General features: G+C 27.7%; 10 protein-coding genes and 1 riboswitch. Of the genes, 4 read left to right on the top strand and 6 right to left on the bottom strand.

What is annotated here, in order from left to right:
- The first annotated feature begins 1 nt into the window (after position 1).
- The 3 genes from OXH55_RS01405 to OXH55_RS01415 all read left to right on the top strand — a co-directional run bounded on the left by OXH55_RS01405 (position 2) and on the right by OXH55_RS01415 (position 4,202).
- Complete coding sequence (locus OXH55_RS01405; protein ID WP_268047617.1) at positions 2-787, top strand: endonuclease/exonuclease/phosphatase family protein; 786 nt, start codon at positions 2-4, stop codon at positions 785-787.
- A gap of 85 nt (positions 788-872) precedes the next feature.
- On the top strand, positions 873-1,922 hold the full coding sequence (locus OXH55_RS01410; RefSeq protein ID WP_268047618.1) for an aldose epimerase family protein: 1,050 nt from the start codon (positions 873-875) through the stop codon (positions 1,920-1,922).
- Positions 1,923-2,165: 243 nt separating this feature from the next.
- Positions 2,166-4,202 (top strand): methyl-accepting chemotaxis protein, encoded by a 2,037-nt coding sequence (locus tag OXH55_RS01415; RefSeq protein WP_268047619.1) that lies wholly within the window; start codon positions 2,166-2,168, stop codon positions 4,200-4,202.
- Positions 4,203-4,248: 46 nt separating this feature from the next.
- Here the strand turns inward: OXH55_RS01415 and OXH55_RS01420 are convergent, their stop codons facing one another.
- A complete protein-coding gene (locus OXH55_RS01420; protein WP_268047620.1) occupies positions 4,249-5,622 on the bottom strand; it encodes a haloacid dehalogenase-like hydrolase in 1,374 nt (457 codons plus the stop codon).
- A gap of 695 nt (positions 5,623-6,317) precedes the next feature.
- Here OXH55_RS01420 and OXH55_RS01425 point away from each other — a divergent pair.
- On the top strand, positions 6,318-7,961 hold the full coding sequence (locus tag OXH55_RS01425) for a BCCT family transporter (protein WP_268047621.1): 1,644 nt from the start codon (positions 6,318-6,320) through the stop codon (positions 7,959-7,961).
- A 79-nt stretch (positions 7,962-8,040) separates the two neighbouring features.
- Here OXH55_RS01425 and add read toward each other — a convergent pair whose 3' ends face one another.
- The 5 genes from add to OXH55_RS20085 all read right to left on the bottom strand — a co-directional run bounded on the left by add (position 8,041) and on the right by OXH55_RS20085 (position 14,442).
- A complete protein-coding gene (gene add, locus OXH55_RS01430) occupies positions 8,041-9,036 on the bottom strand; it encodes an adenosine deaminase (protein WP_268047622.1) in 996 nt (331 codons plus the stop codon).
- 90 nt (positions 9,037-9,126) lie between these two features.
- Positions 9,127-9,226: riboswitch (purine riboswitch) on the bottom strand.
- Positions 9,227-9,271: 45 nt separating this feature from the next.
- On the bottom strand, positions 9,272-9,985 hold the full coding sequence (locus OXH55_RS01435) for a lysophospholipid acyltransferase family protein (protein ID WP_268047623.1): 714 nt from the start codon (positions 9,983-9,985) through the stop codon (positions 9,272-9,274).
- A gap of 26 nt (positions 9,986-10,011) precedes the next feature.
- Positions 10,012-10,908 carry a diacylglycerol/lipid kinase family protein gene (locus OXH55_RS01440; RefSeq protein WP_268047624.1) on the bottom strand — a complete coding sequence of 299 codons (897 nt, stop codon included), beginning with the start codon at positions 10,906-10,908 and terminating at the stop codon, positions 10,012-10,014.
- A gap of 117 nt (positions 10,909-11,025) precedes the next feature.
- Positions 11,026-12,219 (bottom strand): YecA family protein, encoded by a 1,194-nt coding sequence (locus OXH55_RS01445; RefSeq protein WP_268047625.1) that lies wholly within the window; start codon positions 12,217-12,219, stop codon positions 11,026-11,028.
- Positions 12,220-12,402: 183 nt separating this feature from the next.
- A complete protein-coding gene (locus tag OXH55_RS20085; protein ID WP_268047626.1) occupies positions 12,403-14,442 on the bottom strand; it encodes a methyl-accepting chemotaxis protein in 2,040 nt (679 codons plus the stop codon).
- Positions 14,443-14,560: the final 118 nt, after the last annotated feature.

The raw sequence follows: 14,560 nt of genomic DNA on the forward strand, positions 1-14,560 counted from the left end.
TATGAAGCTTTTAACATTAAACTGTCACTCTTGGCAGGAAGATAATCAACTTGAAAAGATTCAAACCATTGTAAATGACATCAAAGAAAAATCATATGATGTTATTGCAATTCAAGAAGTAAGTCAATTAATAAATGAAAAATCAATAGATAACAAGATTAAGGCAAATAACTTTGCCTTAGTTTTGTTAAACGAACTAAATAAATTGGATGTCAGTGATTATAAAATGGTTTGGGATTTTTCACATATTGGCTATGATGTATATGAAGAAGGACTTGCTCTTTTAACCAAGCATGATATAGTAAAAGAATATTCATTCTTCATATCCAGAAATCATGATATAAACTATTGGAAGACACGTAAAATTGTTGGTGCTTCTATAAATATAGATGGTCAGTTAATGGACTTCTACTCATGCCATCTTGGATGGTGGATTGATGAGGAAGAACCTTTTAAAAATCAAGTAGACTGTCTTTTTAAAAACATTGCATTTGATAAACCAACTTTCTTAATGGGAGATTTTAACAATAATGCTTTCATTCGAGATGAAGGATATGACTACTTAATTGAAAAAGGAATGTATGATACCTTCTCTCTTGCCAAACAAAAAGATAAAGGTATTACTGTAAAAGGTAAAATCGATGGTTGGGATGAAAATAAAAATAACATGCGACTTGATTTGATTTTAGTAAATGAAGAAATTGATGTTAAATCATCTCAAGTTATTTTCAATGGTAAAAACAAGGAAGTAGTTTCTGATCACTATGGTGTAGAAATTGAAATTTAAAGATTTCATTGGGAGAACGACTTAAAGTAGTTCTCCCACTTGCTTATCCCTTAAATACCATTTATTAGAAAAGGAGTGGTTTTGTATGAAAATATTAAAGAACTATTTTGGTAAAACAGCAAATAATAAAGATGTTCTCGAATATACTCTGACAAATGATAATTCAGCATTTATCAAAGTATTAAACTACGGAGGAATTATATCAGAAATTTGTGTACCAGATAAATATGATAATTTTGAAAATGTTGTATTAAGTTTAGATAATATAGAGAATTATGAAGAAAAGTCCCCTTGCTTTGGTGCATTAATAGGACGAATAGCAGGAAGAGTTTCTAATGCCTCATTTACTATTGATGATGTGGAATATAAGCTAAAAGCAAACAATTTCAATTCTAATCTTCACGGAGGTCCTTTTGGATTTAACAATCAAATTTGGAATATAAAAGAAGTTATTGATAAAGATTATGTTGCTTTAGAGCTTAGTTATTTAAGTTCTGATGGTGATCAAGGTTTTCCTGGAAACTTAAATGTAAAAGCTGTATACAAATTTACTAATGACAATATACTAGAAATTTCATATGAAGCTGAAACCGATAAAAAAACTATTATTACTTTAACTAACCATAGTTATTTTAATCTATCAGGTAATTGCAAAGAAAAGATTCTTAATCACTCTTTAACTATTAATTCTGATGAATATATACTTATTAATTCAGAAGGTGTTCCTGAATCTTCTTCAGATGTAAAAAATACTCCTTTTGATTTTAGACAATGCAAAAATATTAATAAAGATATCTTTGCTGATAATGAACAAATAAAATACGGTAATGGTTACGACCACCCATTTATATTAAATCAAACTACTAATCCTCAAGTTATACTAGAAGAAGAAAAAAGCGGTAGAATACTAGAAATCTCAACAGATCAGCCAATAGTAGTTTTATTTACAGCTAATTCTATTAGAAAAGACATGACTCTAAGAGGTGGAGTATCTTCTGATAATCATCTAGGAGTTTGTCTTGAAACTCAATGGTATCCTGATGCTATTAACAATCCAAATTTTCCAGCTTACATTTTAAATCCTGGTGAAAAATATAATACTAAAACTACCTATGCATTTAAGGTAAAATATTAAAAAAGTAATATTTTAAATTTTAAAGACATCTAGAGTAATTTAATTACCCCAGTTGTCTTTTTCACGTCTTAAAAATACAAATATTATTTTGTATTGCTTTTATTCGTCTTTCTTCTCCTTTTCATTACATTTTTTGGCTTATTTTATAAAAAAATTGATATTTTTCTATATTTTTTTTATAATACTAATTGATAGCAATAAATAATATTTAAATATGTTCATGTAAAAAAGGGGATAGTACTCATGGTAAAGTTAAAAAATAATAGTATTTCAAAAAAAATCTTATTTTGTTCTCTTTCTGTAATGCTAATAGTATTTTTAATGGTAGGCCTTTACATTAATAATTACGTTAGAAATTTACTTTTAAAAGATTTAAAAAATAATCTAAAGTCTAACACTGATACTATTTCAGAAAGATTAAATTCTTATTTCTCCAAAAAAGAAGAAATAGTAAATAATTTAGCTAACAATCAATTTATATTAGATTACTTGAAAAAAGTAGAGACACGAGATCAAACTACAACTCAACCTGAATATGAAAATATAATAAGAACATTAAAAAACATTAAAGCATCAGATTCTAATATTTCTTTAGTATACGTAGCTTTAAATGATGCTGGTATTTACATAAGAAGTGATGAAAAAAAACAGAAACCTGATTATGATGTAAAAAAAAGGCCTTGGTATATTGAGCCAATAAAAGCAGGTAAAACTACTTTTACAAAACCCTATCTTGATACTAGCAGTCAAAAAATGGTTATTAGTATTGTAAAACCAATTTTTGATAACAATAAAGTTTTAGGAGCTATAGCTATTGATTTAACTATTGATGATATACCTGAAATTATGAAAAAACAAAAAATAGGTACTACTGGTTATTCTATTTTATTAAATACAGATGGAACTATAATATATCATCCTGAAACTGAAAAGATTTTAAAACAAAAAATATTTGATTTAAGTGATGATTTAAAAGTTATAGGAAATAAAATGGTAAATGGCAAATCAGATATATCTACATACACATACAAAAATAAAGAGAAATATATATCTTATAATCCTATAAACTCTAATGGTTGGTCTGTTGGTGTTTGCATGGAAAAACAAGAAATTGAAAAACAACTTGTATCATTTAATAAAACTCTTATATTGTTATATGTTATTGCCTTTATAATATTATTTATTGTACTATTAGTATTAACAAAAAAAATATTAAAAGAAATTCCTAATCTGCTCAATAGTATAAAAACAATATCAAATGGAGATTTAACAGTAAAAGTAAATGTTACATCAACCGATGAAATTGGTCAGATATCTATAGAGCTTACCAATATGGTGGATAATATAAATTCCTTAATAAGAACTGCAAATTCTTCATCAAACACAGTGAAAAACTCATGTGATTATCTTGCTAAAATAACTGAACAAACAGTTTTATCAACTAATGAGGTAGCTTCTTCTATGCAATCAATTGCAAAATCTTCGCTACAACAAGCGTTAGATACAGAGATAAGTTCAAACGAAATGAATAAATTATCTCAAAATATAGAAAAAGTAACTTCAGCCTCTAAATCAATAAGTAGTTTGGCAAATAAGACTAATGAATTAGGTAGTGAAGGTCTTAAAGTACTAAAAGAATTAACTAAATGTTCTTCTGAAACTAATAAATCCTCTAATGAAATAAGTAAAATTATATCTAATGTAAATGAAAGTTCCGATAATATAGGTGGAATAGTAAAAACTATAACTGAAATAGCAGAACAAACTAACTTATTAGCATTAAATGCATCTATTGAAGCAGCTAGAGCAGGTGAATCTGGAAAAGGCTTTGCAGTAGTAGCAGATGAAATAAGAAAATTAGCAGAATTAACTTCTGAATCTACATATGAAATCAAAAATCATATTACAGACATTCAGGACAAATCAAAACTGTCAGTTGAAAAAATGAAAGATACAAATGATATTGTAAAACAAAATGATCTTGCAGTAATACAGACTAAAGATATATTTAATGAAATATTAAGTTCGTTAAATGAGTTAACAAAACATTTAGATGGAATTATAAATTATACCTTTGAAATGAATAATAGAAAAGGTGAAATAATTAAATCTATTACTAATATTTCTGCATCTTCTCAAGAAGCATCTGCAGCAACTGAAGAGGTATCTGCATCTTCTGAAGAACAGTTAGCAAGTATGGAACAAATATCTGAACACACACACAAATTAAAAGAACTATGTAATGTATTAAATAATGAATTAAATAAATTTAAAATATAATAAACGAGAGGCTGTATGTAAATAACAACAGCCTCTCTTCTATTTATTATTTATGCAATAATCTTTCTTCATCAGACCCTAATTTAATTGTTTTCTCTGAAGGTCTATATAAACCAATATTTTCATCTCTACCTTGCAAAATATATTTTGCATTAGCATCTCCTATATTTTCTGCTGCTTTTTGTGAAAGCTTACCTATAGGACTTGTTTTACTCTTTAATCTATTGTTAATTAGAACTAATTGAGTATCCTTAAAATCACTCATCATTCTAACATCTCCATTACTGTCACCACATACAAGTACAGGTCCATGACCGTATTTTTTAACAAGAATATCTTTGATAGCTTTTGTTTTACCTTCCCCTTGTGTTTGAGGATAACCTTTTTTATACTCAGCCTGAATTATTCCCTTTTTATCTCTTTCTAATTTCATAGCGATTACATGATCTTCTGGAAGATTATATCCATATTTAGGACTACATGCAAATTCCTTAATAACATCTTCAAAAGATGCAGAACAAATGTATACATCAATACCATTCTTAGCTAAAGCATGCATTAAATTAATAACTTCAGGGTTAGTACGAAGTCCACTAGTAAAAGTTACTGAAACTACACCTGCTTTACCTGATAACTTTTCACTACTTGTCCATGTACGTTTTTCTATTGCATCTGCTAAATTAAAATCATCAGATTTTTGTGCTAAAGCTCTAACTTCTTGTGAATTCATATTTTTAAACATATATAAAACCCACGGATATCCTACACTTGCATCAAAACTACCATTAATAGATTCATATAAATAATATAGTTTTGCTCTAAAATCTTTAAACTGCTCACATTTTTTAATTTCTTCTAAAGATTTTTTCCCTTTAAGACCTACGTAATTATTATATAAATATTTATAGTCATTATCTAAATCTTCACCTATTTTTGATATATTAACAGATTTTCCACTTTTATTATTAAATTCTTCATTAAAATTTTTGTCTGGTATATCTTTCCTTATTACTTTTGAAAATTCCTCTGGAGTCATTTTAAAAACAAGATTTTCTATTTGATATCTAAAAAGCGCTTCTTCTGTATCCATATATATAGAAGTTTGATCCCAATCAAATACAGCATAAGGCTTACTGTTATAATTATATTTAGTGCTTCTTATTCCATTTCTAAGAATTAAATTTTTCAAAGCATTATATGTATTAGGTGACCATCTTCCAGCCTCTAATTCTGGAACTGAATTTACTAATGATTTAATATAAGAAGTTGATATTTTACTATCATAAGTACTTCTGCTATTTTGTAATTTTAGATTATAATTATTTTTTGCCTCTTGAGCATATGCTCCAGTTCCTGGAATCAACATAGCTCCTATTACAGTTAATACTACTAATTTTTTCTTAAGTCCTTTTCCTATCATAATTTTTCTCCTCTCTGTTAATTAATTGGAAATTTTATATACATAATGCAATATACATTCTTTTACAAATTTCTCATAATTATGTTCCTCAAAAATATTTTGTATTAAATTACATTATGTTGAATAAGATTTCGACATAAATTTCTATTTTCCTTCTTAAATGTAAAATTTTATAATCAATTTTCAAATTCAAGACTAAATAAAAATTAGACGATACCACAGTAGAAACTGTTATGCTTACGCTCATAAATTGACTTTTATGCTTGTACATGTTACAATCATAAGGTAAGTATTAGTCAATGGAAAGTTGTGGTATTTTTCTTTTTTCTTATATCCACTCTTATTTTCTATTTAGTTTTAGTATTTTCTAATTATCTTTATTTTTCAAAAGAAATTATATAGATTGTTTTATATTTGTGAAGTAGACTTTAGTAGTAACTAGGCTTGTGAGCTTAAATATGTATTCCTTACAGATTTAAGTAAACTAACCATCATACCGTGAGACTATTGTTGAAAAATATTTATTTATAGAACTGGGGTCTGTTTAGGTCCAAACGGGTCTAAACTACACTACAATTTTGTGGTATAAAATGAGTCAAGATTTTGGCGAAATTTAGGCACTCTAATTCTATGTTTTTACATAGAATTAGAGTGCTTTTTATTATTCAAAAATATATACAAAGAGAGGTTTTTTAATGAAAAATGATATTAGTAACCAACTCGAAGAAAAATTATATAGTAGGAATTTTACTAAATTTGGTTTAGATATGAATCCAGTTGTATCTATTGTTGCCGGATTAGTTATATTGGTTTTTGCAGGATATGCACTTTTAAATTTAGAACATGCAAATCAAGTTTTCGAAAGCGTTAAAAACGCAATTATTGCTAAAGGGGATTGGCTCTTTATACTATCCAGTAACTTTTTTATTGTAGTTTGTTTGTTTTTTGCTTTTTCAAAACTAGGTGATGTAAGAATAGGAGGCGTTAATGCCAAACCTCATTTTTCAAACTTTGCATGGTATTCAATGTTGATATCTGCTGGTATGGGAATTGGATTAATGTTCTGGTCAGTAGGAGAACCTTTATATCATTCTGTAAGTAAACCACCAATTTTCCAGAGTGGAAATGCCGTTAATTCAGCTATGGCAACTGTTTTTTTCCATTGGGGATTACATCCTTGGGGAATATATGCATTAATATCTTTAGCTCTAGCATTTTTCGCTTACAATAAAAATTTGCCACTTTCTTTAAGATCAGTATTTTACCCAATATTAAAAGAAAAAACTTTTGGAATTATCGGAGATCTTATAGACGTGCTTGCTGTTGTAGCATGTTTATTTGGATTGGCTACTTCACTAGGTCTTGGAGTACAGCAAATCAATAGTGGTTTAAGCCATTTATTAGGTATAGATTTTAATGTTAAAATACAGGTTATATTAATTGCTGTTATTACTTTAATAGCAACTTTATCTGTTGTTTCAGGAATAGACAAAGGTGTTAAATTCTTGTCTGAATTAAATATAAAAATGGCTCTTGTATTTATGATTGCTGTTTTCATTCTTGGGCCAACATCATATATATTAAAAACATTTTCTAATTCTTTAGGTCTTTATTTAAATAATTTTGTTAAATCTTCCTTTTTCATATCAACAGGTGACTCAACGTGGCAAGGTAGTTGGTCTGTATTCTATCTTGCATGGTGGATATCATGGTCTCCATTTGTTGGAATGTTCATTGCAAGAGTATCTAGAGGAAGAACAATTAGAGAATTTGTTTTAGCGGTATTAATCGTACCTTCTCTTTTATCATTTATATGGTTATCAGTCTTTGGTGGTACTGCTATACATATAAACAATGCACTTGGTGGAAAATTATTTGAAGTAGTTCAAAATAATCTTCCAATAGCTTTATTTGAGATGATAAACCATTTAAATATACCAATTTTAGCGGGAACTATAAAAGTTATCTTATCAATACTAGGTACATTATTAGTTATTTCATTCTTTGTTACATCAAGTGACTCTGGTTCATTGGTTGTAGACAATATTACATCTGGAGGAAAATTGGATTCACCAATACCTCAAAGAATATTTTGGGCTTTTATGGAAGGATTTATAGCTGCAGTATTATTGTTAATTGGTGGTGAAAAAGCACTTTCAGCATTACAAACAGCTGTAATTAGTGCAGGACTTCCATTTGCAATTATACTAATTATTATGTCTCTATTACTTGTAGGCAGCGTAAGACAGGCTTATAAAAAGCAGAAAAAAATCAAAGATATAAAACGCTATAACAAAGTTGTAGAATATGCTTCCGAAAGAACTGAAACACCAGCTTAAACTAATTATATATAAAGTATAAAACCTAGAAAATCTATATTTTAGATTTTCTAGGTTAATTTTTTAGGAAATAATAATCTTATTCAATGTAATTTCTCAATTTTTTCTTTGTTTCCTCATCAGTAAAAGATGCCTCAACACTGTTATAGTAAATTTGTTTATAATCTTCATATGTGATACTGAATTCCTTCGACACTATATCACATTCATTACTCAAGGTTGTATCAGATACAGTTCTATTGTCAGTATTAATAGTTACTTTGATTCCATCTCTATGATAGTCATAAATTGGATGATTGCTAAAAATATCTACTGCTTTAGTTTGAACATTGCTTTTTGGACACATCTCCAGAGCAATTCCTTTATCCTTTACAATTTTATATGCTTCAGCGCAATCCTTGATATATATTCCATGGCCAATTCTTTCAGCACCTAAAAGCTCAACTGCCTCAAGTACATTTTTACCTATTCCAGTTTCACCAGCATGAATAGTTACTCTGTATCCATATTTTCTCGCTAATTTTATCGGTTCAATGAATCTTTCACAAAATCCTTCATTTTCACTTGAAGCTAAATCTATCGCTACAACTCCTTTCCCAAGGAATTTTTTACCTTTTTCAACTATATCAAAAGCCGTATTCACAGGCATATTTCTCATGCATGATAGTATCAAATTTCCTTTGATATCAAATTTCTCTTCTGCTTCTTTAATTCCATTTAATACACTTTCAATTACTTCCTCAACACTTAATTCCTTTTCAATATGAAGTAGTGGCGCAAATCTTACTTCTATATATTTTACATTTTCCTTTGCCGCATCCTCAAGAAGTTCATAAGCTATTCTTCTAAGACTCTCCTTTGACTGCATTACTGATATTGGAATTACAAATCTTTCTAAATATTCATCAAGACATTTGCATTCTAAAGGTGCAATTAACATATCTTTTATTAATTCAATATCATTAGTTGGAATACTGATTCCTTCTTGTATCGCTATGTCAATAATTGTTTCAGGTCTAACGCTGCCGTCTAAATGGCAATGTAATTCAATTTTTGGTAAAGTTAATAAATCCATATTACCCTCCTATTTATTTTATATTATAAATTTATATTATGAAAAATTTAATTCTAGAAATGCAAAAAACCCTGATTACAAAGAAAATACACATAAGTGTATTTTCTTCGTAATCAGGAATTATAGGTCCCTGGTAGACACCCCCAAACCATATTATTGGGGTTATACGAAGTTAATATATAATCATTTTTACATTATTATAGTTAACTTTATTATAAATGTCAAGCAAGTTGACTTATAATTTTTTTAATGAATTTTCAATTATATCATGAGTAATTTGAGCTAAATTCTTTCTCTCTGATTCAGATAGTGTTTCTAAATATATAGGTTTATGAATTACCATCTTAACAGTATGTCCTGTTACCTTATTACCAACTTCTAAAACTTTGTAAGTACCATCAATTGTAATAGGTACAATAGGAACCTTTGCCTTAAGGGCTAATTTCATGCTTCCTCTTTTAAATTCTACCATCTCTGATTTCAAGCTTCTCGTTCCCTCTGGAAAAATAATCATGGAATAACCTTTTTTTAAATTTTCTACACCTTCATTAATAGCTTTTATACCTTCTCTAATATTTTTTCTATCAATGTATACAGTATGGATTGCACTTAACCAACTTCGAACCAATGGAATTTTTTTTATCTCCTTTTTTGCAATGTATCCTGTAAGTCTGTTTAAATTTGAAGTTAAAAGAAATCCATCAAAAATTGCTTGATGATTAGATACAAAAACACAAGGCCCATCTGGAAGATTTTCCACTCCCATTACCTCAGTTTTAGTTTTAGATACTTTTAAAACATGATCTGATATACCTTTAACCTTCTTATAAGCATATTTATCAGCCAGTTCTGTTGATTTTTTTCTCAAGAAAAATAATTTAATCCCACCTGTTATACTATTTATCAGAAGATAAATTGCAAAATACGTATACCAAAATAATTTAATCATATACTCATTCTCCTTTTGTCTTTAGTCTATTGTAAATATTCTGCTTGTGGAATGATAATTTTTATACTTTGAGGAATTATAATAAAATCGATTTTTTCCGATTTTATTATTTCTCCATCAATATTAACAGCAATTTCTTCTTCTGCTGTTAATGTTACTTTTCTACCTTTATAAAAAGAAACCTCTTCCTCACCTGCGTGTTCTCCTTTAATAAGTTTTGGAAATAAAGCTAACATTCTTGTTCTGCTTAGTTTGTCAACAACACAAACATCAAGAATACCATCCTGTAAATCTGCATGTGGAGCTACTTTCATGCCTCCACCATAGTACTTTCCATTTGCCAATGCTAGTAATGTAATTTGTGAAGTTATTTCTATATCATCAATTTTTAATTGAATATCTCTACATTTATAGCTAAATATTGTACTAAAAAAACTTAACATATAAGCCACTCCACCTGAAACAAACGGAAATTTTTTTAATTTTTTAGCATTATCTGTTACTTCTGCATCAATACCTACAGAAGATATATTTATAAAATATCTATCATTAATTTTTGCTAAGTCTACCTTCTTAGGTATTCCTATTATGGTATTTTTCAGTATATTTTGAGACATTGTTTTTTTGCAAATACTTTTAACAAAATCATTTCCACTACCGCTAGGTATAACTCCTAGGCAGCTATCACTATTAGCCATACCGTTTAAAACTTCATTTAAAGTTCCATCACCTCCAACAGAATAAACTCGGTAATTTTCATTATTAACATAATTTCTAACTAATTCAGTAGCGTGTCCAGGTCTTTTCGTTATTTCAATAATATACTCTTCATCTATTTCTTTAAATATTTTTTCGATTTCTGGTATAATCTCCATTGCTTTTCCTTTACCAGCTTTAGGATTGATAATAAATAGGTGTTTCATAACTTTACCTCTTTCGTTTAAAAATATATAATAACTTCCTTAGTTACTACATTTTTATATTATATCAAAAAATCCTACTAATAATCAGAAAAAATAAAGTCATTCAGATGAATGACTTTATTTTCCACAACATTTTTTATATTTCTTTCCGCTTCCGCAGGGACAAGGTTCATTTCTTCCTATTTTATTATTAACAGTTTTATTTGTTTCTTTTTGTATATTTATAATTTTTTGCTCATACTTTGACATTTGAACAGCTGTATATCCTTTCAAACTCCACAAGCGAGTACTACTATATAGCTCATTAATCTTTCCTACAAAATAGTTAGCTTCATTAACATCGGTAAAAACTAAATATTGAAAAATATTATCAACTATATCCTTAAACTCGTTATCATTTTTAATAGAAGTTATACAAGATTTAAGTAAATACTCAGCATATTCTTTGCTCATACCGAATTTTTTTATTAAATAGTTATAAACTTCTATTTCTTCTTTAGATAAGCTACCCTTATTTGCCATTTCTATCATATCTTTTGTAACATGGTAATACTCTATGTCTTTACACTTTTCTTGCTTGTTATATATAGCAACAGGATCTTTAACTTCTGAATGATAATAAAGATTATTTGAATATTTTATTTTGCTGCCTTTTTGTACTTCATTATTAAGTATATCATTAAACGATGTAGAATCAAAATTACCTTCTGAATATTTCTCAACTAAATTTGATAAATCCTCAAACTTTAGTACACCGTAATAGCATAACAGCCCATGAACTATGTTTGTCCACTTTTCTCTCAACTTTATGTTTCTAGTATTTTTACTGCTGTCAGTAAGTTCTTCTATTAAGCCTCTAAAATCTACTGGAATAATTATGATTTCTTCCCCATTTTCCAATATTCCCGAAAACACAATCCCTATTCTTCTCAAATACTTTACAACATCTATGTACTTTCTATCGAATTGAATAAAGCCTTTATTGTTTATAAGCTTTTTAATAAGTTTATACTCCTCATTCTGTAAGTCTCTTTCAAATATTAACTCTAAATTTTTATGTATTTCAATATCAAGTACATCTATTAAATCAGCTTTTTTTAATTTACTTACACCTTTAATATCTAATTTTCTTCTTATTTCATCTAATTCATCTTTAGTTAATCCATTTAAAAAATCTTTAACTTTATAATCAATCTTAACAGGCTTAAATAATTTTTCTTCTTGTTTTTGCATATTTTTATCTACCATTTCTTCAAATCTCATCAAGCCATCAAAGACCATTTTCATCTCTTGTTTATTTAGTTTACTCATGTTTCTATAACTCCCTTTTATTTTACATAATTTGTTCTACTTACAATTTCCACAAAACTATAAAATTATAACATATATAAGTGTATTTAGTCATGTAAAATAATACCTTTATAATTTTAAGTGACATATTAAAATGAGCCACTGGAATCGTTCTATTTATTACTCTCCATTGACTCATTAAATTTATATAATGAACTGTTTAGAAATCTGCTCTAAACTATCTACAACACTTCCAAGTTTTTCTGATGCTTTAGATATATTTTGTATGGAAATTACCTGCTCTTGTATAGCTGCCGCAATTTCTTCTGTACTAGCAGCTGATTCTTGAGATATTGCAGAAATCTCCTTGGTAGACTTCAAAACATCATCTTTATTTTCATTTACAGTATTTATTTTTTTCACTAAAATATTAATATGACTTATAGTATTTTCTATGGTTTCACCAATTACCTTAAAGGCTTGTTTAGACTCTTCTACTGATTTATTAACTTCACTTAAAGCCTTATTCACATCCCCCATATCATTTTTAGTATTAGATGCTTCTGTTTTTATTTCATTTATGATAGTTTCTATTTCCTTAGCAGATAAAGTTGTTTGTTCTGACAACTTTCTTATTTGATCTGCTACAACCGCAAACCCTTTGCCTGCCTCTCCAGCTCTTGCCGCCTCAATAGCAGCATTTAAAGCTAAAAGATTAGTTTCTGATGCAATGGACTCTATAGAATTTATTATTTGTCCTATATGTTCTGAACTATTAGCTAAAGCACCAACGCTTTCAAAAGCTCTATTTATTGATTTATTATTAGCTTCAAATTTATCCTGAAGATTATCTATAGCTTCTATTCCTTGCCTACTAACAATATTAGTATTACTAGAGTATTCCTTAACTTTGTTAGCAATAGTTGAAGCTTCATTTATATCATCAGCAAAATATGTAAGCTTTTCAGATCCACTTTGTGACTTTTGCGCTTGTTTTTCAGCACCTTGAGCCAAACTTTCTATCAAGCAAGATATATTTTCCATAGTACCAAGTATACCTTCTGTAGATTTTGAAACTATTTTAGAATATTCAAAAGTTTCATCTGCTTCTTTTTGAAGATTTCCAATTACCACTCTTAATTTTCCCTTTAAATTCTCAACTGATCTAGTAATAACACCTGTTTCATCCTTATTTTGCAATATTTTTTGAATATCCTCATTAAAAGTTAAATCAAGTTCAGAAATTCTATTAATAATATTTGTTACTTCATTTATAGGCTTGGTTATCTTATTTCCAATATAAAAGGCTACTAATATAGAAATTATAATTCCTATTATTATTACTGTACTAATTAAAAATATTAGAGAATTTAAATCTTTAAATATATCATTTTCTGGAATTTCAATTCCTAATATATTATTATCTGCACTTTTAGCATAACTCAATATTTTATTAACACCATCTATATTATAGTATATTATACCAGATTTATTTTTCTTAATTTGTTCCATTGCTTTTTTGAAACCTTCATTATTTATATACTTATTCATATATTCTTTATTAGATAAGTTTTTGTGAACATAAAACTTAAACTTAGAATCACATAAGAAAGCATATCCTTCATTATATACCTTTACATCATTTATATATTTTTTTATATCATCGTATTTCAAATCAACACTAAGTATTCCTATAGTATTTTTTCCTGATTTTATAGGAGCTGTATATGAAATCATGCAAATATGAGTAGTATCATCAATATACGGTTCACTCCAAAACACTTTATCAGTTTCCCAATAATCATCTACATTTATCTTAGGTTGAAGAGTATAAACTCCATTCGCTTTCGTATCTGCATACCATATTTGATGGTAAGTTCCAGAAAACTTTGGATTAAATCCTACATATATACTCATTACTCCTTCTGTATCTTCTGTAATTTTTTTAATCATAGGTGATATTGTAGCTTCATATTGGTTCATATAACTCTTATCTTTTAAAGCTTTATTCAAATCAAAAGAAGCATCTATTAAAGATAAAACATTTTCTCCCGAAGCTTGTGCTTTTAATATGCTTTTATTAAATTCTCCTGTTATTTGCTCCGCCATTTTTAAAAGCTTTTGTTCTGATTCATATTTTATTATTTTTTTACTATTAAATAAACATATACCTCCTATTGTTAAAGATAAAATAACACAACATAACGAAATAGCAAGTACTATACTATAACTTATTTTTTTCACATTTATCCCCCCTGTTATATGAAAACATAAAAGACCAACATAAAAACACATGTTTTTATACTGGTCTATTAAAACTAATTGCATTGTATTTCTTAAATATAAATACACAACGATAAAG

Source organism: Clostridium ganghwense (assembly GCF_026735165.1).
GTDB classification, from domain to species: domain Bacteria; phylum Bacillota; class Clostridia; order Clostridiales; family Clostridiaceae; genus Clostridium_H; species Clostridium_H ganghwense.